Genomic DNA, 5,435 nt, shown 5'->3' with positions numbered 1-5,435 from the left:
ATCATGGTTACGCATGCTTCCCGGCGCCGAAATGACCTGCGTAACCGTGATCTGCACCTAAAGGGGCTAGCGGTCGGTGGGGCTGACGCCGATCCGCAGCACGGAGTCCGCCCCGGCTATCGCGCTCGCCGTCCCGTACTTGCGGTGGAAGTGCGTACGCAGGGTGGGCAGGCGGTCGGCGTCGACCGGCAACAGCGACACCGGCCCGTCCGGCGGCTCGATCGGCAGGGTGTCCCAATCGACGCGTACCTGCGGATCGACGACGCGCATGCGATACAGCTCGGTCACGATGTCGGCTGCGGCTATGAAGAGTTCGCCGTCCACGACGGCGTACTGGGCGCGCCGGGTCAAGAAGTCGGCGGCTGGGGTCGCGATATCGAGGTCGACGAGGAAGTACTCGCCGAGTGGAACGGTCTCCGCGTCGCGCCAGAGTAGGTCGAACTGTTCGTCGACGAACTGCGCCAGGCGGGAGTTCATGCTGGTCTCGTAGTGCTTGATGTCGCTGCCGACCCAGTTTCCCTTGGGGAAGAAGGAACTCACCGCCCGGCTGTCCCACCGGTACATCCGGGCCGGTGGGAGCGAGGAGTAGACGCGTACGGCCAGTTGCCCGACGCTGCGATCTGGCAGTTGCCGCGTCAGGTCCCAGAAGGTCTGCAGCACGTCGCCGATGACGACCGCCACGTCGAACTGGTTGTCCAAGTCCCGCGTACGCTGCTCGGCCGCCTTGCTCTCCGGGTCGAGGATCAGGATCTGCACGCGTACGCCGCGTTCGACGGCCTGCCGCAGTTCGCCGAGGAACCGCCGCCGCCACGGGTGATCCATGACGTACGGCCAGGCGCCCATCACGCGGACGACCCGGTTGGCGGTCGCGACTCCCTCGAGGAACGCCTGATGCGGGAACTCGGAGTGGATGACTTCCTCGGGTGTGCGGCTCCGTTCGATGAGCGGTTCGAGCACCATGACCGTGACGACGACGCCCAGCAGCGAGGCGCCCAGGTTGACCAGGATGTCGGCCATGCCGGCGGAGACGCCCAAGAAGGCGGCGCGCAGCAGGACGATCGAGACGATCAAGGTGATCGTGAGCACGAACAGCAATCGCCGCCGCTGCCAGATGCGGCTGAGGTAGGTCCGAATCGGCCCCCGGATCGGGTGCGCGGTCTCGGCGTCGCTCAAGCCACGCATACGAACACCCGCATCGCGACCCCCGAGAGACAGTGTCCTTAGAGGATCGACGCCCGCCCGTGCCCGGGTCAAGAGCGCGTCCGCACCCGGCCAAGAGCCCGCCCGTGCCCGGGTCAAGAGCGCGTCCGCACCCGGCCAAGAGCCCGCCCGTGCCCGGGTCAGCCCGCCCGTGCCCGGGTCAAGAGCCCGTGGGTGTGCGGCAGTGAAACCGGTTGCACGCTGCGGAAATAACCCGCACCATGGCCGGGTGCTGCTGATGATCACGATGACGGGGACCCCGGAGACTCCCGGGACCGATCTCGGCTACCTCCTGGTCAAGCACCCGGATCGGGTGCACCGCTTCGACGTGCCATGGGGCGAGGCGACCGTGCTGTTTCCGGAGGCGACTCCGGAGCGCTGCACGGCGGCCCTGCTCTTGGAGGTCGACCCGCAGACGCTGGCCGACTCCAAAGCGCACAAGGACGCGGCCCGGCAGCTCAATCAATACGTCAACGACCGGGCGTACGCGGCGTCGAGCCTGCTGGTCGCGGCGATGAACCGCGCTTTCCGCTCAGCGATGCGGGGGAGCACCAAGGATCGCCCTGAGCTGGCCGCGACTCCGATCGAGCTCGAGATCCGCGTGCCGGTGCTGCGCTGCAGGGGCGGCGCGGCCGTCGCCGAGCGCCTGTTCGCGCCGCTGGGCTGGACCGTCGAGGCGACGGCCATCCCGCTGGACGAGCAGCTGCCTGAGTGGGGCGCGAGCCGCTACGCCGACCTGCGCCTGACCGGCCGCGTACGCCTTGCCGACGCGCTCAACCATCTGTACGTGCTGCTGCCGGTGCTGGACGACGCCAAGCACTACTGGGTCGCGCCCGACGAGATCGAGAAGCTGCTGCGGGCCGGCGACGGCTGGCTGGCCGGTCACCCCGAGCGCGGCCTGATCACGCGCCGCTATCTCGCCCACAGCCGGGCGTTGACCGAACGCGCCCTCAACCAGCTCGCGACGGACGAGCCGGACACGGTGGAGCCGGAGCAGGAGGAGCTGGAGCCGAAGCGTAAGCCGCTCAACGCGCTGCGCCGAGCCGCGGTGCTGGCGGCGTTGATGGACACCGGTGCGACGAAGGTGCTCGACCTCGGTTGCGGGCCGGGCGCGCTCATCGGCGACCTCCTGCGGGACCGGCGGTACACGCAGATCGTCGGGGCCGACGTGTCCCCGGCGGTGCTCGACGTCGCCGCCCGGCGGATCCGGCTCGACCGGCTGCCCGATCGGCAGAAGGCCCGGATCAAGCTGATCCAGTCGGCGCTGACCTACCGCGACGACCGGCTGCGCGGCTATGACGCGGCCGTGCTCATGGAGGTCATCGAGCACGTGGACGAGGCGCGGCTGCCCGCGCTGGAGGACGCGGTGTTCGCCCACGCCCAGCCCGGCGCGGTCGTCGTGACCACGCCCAACGTCGAGTACAACGTGCGCTACGAGTCGCTGCCGGAAGGCCGGCACCGGCACGGCGACCACCGGTTCGAGTGGACGCGGGAGCAGTTCACGGCCTGGGCCGGCGGCGTATCCGAGCGTCACGGCTACCAAGTCGAGTTCCGTGGTGTCGGCGACGAGGACCCCGAGGTCGGCACCCCCACTCAGCTCGCCCTGTTCCGGAAGGAGGCAGCATAAATGACTACATTGGACATTCCCGAGCTGGCGCTCGTGGTCCTGGTCGGTGTGACCGGCTCCGGCAAGTCCACCTTCGCCCGCCGCCACTTCCGCCCGACGCAGGTGCTCTCCAGCGACGCGTTCCGCGGCCTGCTCGCCGATGACGAGAACGACCAGACCGTCACCGCGGACGCCTTCGAGGCGCTGCACTACATCGCGGGCAAGCGCCTGCGCGGCGGCCGCCTCACCGTGGTCGACGCGACGAACGTCCAGAACCACGCCCGCGCCGGTCTGGTCAGACTCGCCCGCGAGCACGACGTGCTCCCGGTCGCGATCGTCCTCGACACGCCCGAACCCACGTGCTGGGAACGCACGCGGGTCCGGTCCGACCGCGCCTTCGGCCGCGAGGTGGTCCGCCGCCAGCATCGCGACCTGCGGCGTTCGCTGGGCTCGCTCGGCCGCGAGGGGTTCCGCAAAATCCATGTGGTACGCCCAGAGCAGGTCGACAGCATCGAACTGCGCTACGAGAAGCTGTTCAACGACCGCCGGGAGCTGACCGGACCCTTCGACGTCATCGGCGACGTGCACGGCTGCTTCGACGAGCTGCTCTCGCTGCTGACCGAACTCGGCTACACCGCCGAACGGGACGAGCGCGGGCGGGTGGTGAACGCCGTCCACCCCGCTGGGCGTATCACCCTGTTCGTGGGTGACCTGGTGGACCGCGGTCCGGACTCGCCCGCGGTCCTGCGCCTGGTGATGGGCATGGTCGCGGCCGGGACCGCCCTGTGTGTCGCGGGCAACCACGAGGCGAAGCTCCTGAAGAAGCTGCAGGGCCGCAACGTGCAGGTACGCCACGGCCTGGCGGAGACGCTGGAGCAGCTGGAGCGGGACCCGGTCGACGGTCTGGAGCCCTTCCTGAACGGGCTGATCAGTCACTACGTCCTGGACGAGGGGCGGCTCGTGATCGCGCACGCCGGGTTGAAGGAGGAGTACCACGGCCGGGCGTCGGGCCGCGTGCGCAGCTTCGCGATGTTCGGCGACACGACCGGCGAGACCGACGAGTACGGCCTGCCCGTGCGGTACCCGTGGGCGGAGGAGTACCGAGGCAAGGCGATGGTCGTGTATGGACACACGCCGACCGTCGAATCGGAATGGGTCAACAACACGATCTGCCTCGACACCGGCTGTGTGTTCGGCGGCAAGCTGACCGCGCTGCGTTACCCGGAGCGGCAGCTCGTGACCGTGCCTGCGGTACGCGAGCACTACACGCCGGCGCGGCCGCTCGCACCCGCCGCGCCGGTGGTCAACCGTGCGCTGGATCTGAAGTCCGTGACGGGCCGGCGGCACGTCGAGACCGGGCACGGCACGGTGACCGTACGCGCCGAGCACTCGGCCGCCGCGCTGGAGGTGATGAGCCGGTTCGCCCTCGATCCTCGCTGGCTGGTCTGGCTGCCACCGACCATGGCGCCCGCCTCGACGTCCACAGTCGACGGATATCTGGAGCACCCGGGCGCGGCCCTCGCCGACTACGCCGCCGCCGGGGTCGGTCAGGTCGTCTGCGAGGAGAAGCACATGGGCTCCCGCGCGGTCGTCCTCGTCTGCCGTTCCCCCGAGTCTAGCTTCGCCGACGACGGAGCCTCCGGTGCGATCTACACGCGTACGGGGCGATCGTTCTTCGGTCCCGAGCTGACCGAGGAGCTGCTGGCCTCGGTACGCACCGCGGCGACGAAGGCCGGGCTGTGGGAGGAACTGGGTACGGACTGGCTGCTGCTCGACTGTGAGCTGCTGCCCTGGTCCGCCAAGGCCGACACGCTGATCCAGCAGTACGCCGCGGTCGGCGCAGCCGGGCGTGCCGTGCTGCCCGCCGCGCTGTCTGTCGCGTCCGCGGCGGCGTCGCGAGGGCTCGACGTCTCGGCTCTGCAGTCGCGCCTGGTCGCCGGTCGGTCCGATGTAGAGGCATTTACCTCGGCCTACCGATCCTACGTACGCCCGACGTCCGGCCTCGACGGAGTTACCTTGGCGCCGTTCGCCGTCCTCGGTCCCGGCTTCTACGACCGCGACCACGGCTGGCATCTGTCGATCGCCGATCGCCTCGTGGAAGCGGACCCGACGACGTTCACGCCCACCCGTCGCATCGTGGCCGACCCGTCGTCCCCGGCGGACGTCGCAGCCGTGACGGACTGGTGGCTGTCGCTGACCGAATCGGGCGGCGAAGGCATGGTCGTCAAGCCGTACGCCGGACTCACGGTGACGGGCGAACGGGGTCTGCTGCAACCCGGCCTCAAGTGCCGGGGGCGGGAGTACCTGCGGATCATCTACGGCCCCGGATACACCGCGCCCGCGCAGCTGGACCGGCTCCGCCACCGCGGCCTCGGCCGCAAACGCGGCCTCGCCCTGCGCGAGCACGCCCTCGGGCTCGCCGCGCTCGCCGCCGTCGCCGCCGACGGTCCACTGTGGCGGGTGCACGAACTCGTCTTCGCCATCCTGGCTAGCGAGTCCGAACCCGTCGACCCCCGCCTCTAACCCACCCCGCCCACCCCGCCGCGCCCCCCGTTCCGCCGCGCTTTGGGCGCTGGATCAGGGATCCAAGTCGAATCTTGACCCAAGATTCGACCCGGATCCCTGATCC

Annotated in this window: 3 protein-coding genes; 2 read left to right on the top strand and 1 reads right to left on the bottom strand. The window is 70.0% G+C overall.

What is annotated here, in order from left to right:
• Positions 1-66: 66 nt before the first annotated feature.
• Positions 67-1,182 carry a hypothetical protein gene (locus tag AB0M47_RS41950; protein ID WP_363424420.1) on the bottom strand — a complete coding sequence of 372 codons (1,116 nt, stop codon included), beginning with the start codon at positions 1,180-1,182 and terminating at the stop codon, positions 67-69.
• 253 nt (positions 1,183-1,435) lie between these two features.
• Between AB0M47_RS41950 and AB0M47_RS41945 the strand changes: the two genes are divergently transcribed.
• Complete coding sequence (locus AB0M47_RS41945) at positions 1,436-2,827, top strand: 3' terminal RNA ribose 2'-O-methyltransferase Hen1 (RefSeq protein WP_363424422.1); 1,392 nt, start codon at positions 1,436-1,438, stop codon at positions 2,825-2,827.
• A complete protein-coding gene (locus tag AB0M47_RS41940) occupies positions 2,828-5,329 on the top strand; it encodes a polynucleotide kinase-phosphatase (RefSeq protein ID WP_363424417.1) in 2,502 nt (833 codons plus the stop codon).
• Positions 5,330-5,435 lie beyond the last annotated feature (106 nt).

The organism is Hamadaea sp. NPDC051192 (genome assembly GCF_040682475.1).
In the GTDB taxonomy this organism is placed as follows: Bacteria; Actinomycetota; Actinomycetes; order Mycobacteriales; family Micromonosporaceae; genus Hamadaea; species Hamadaea flava.
This window is presented reverse-complemented; position numbering and strand designations above follow the sequence as displayed.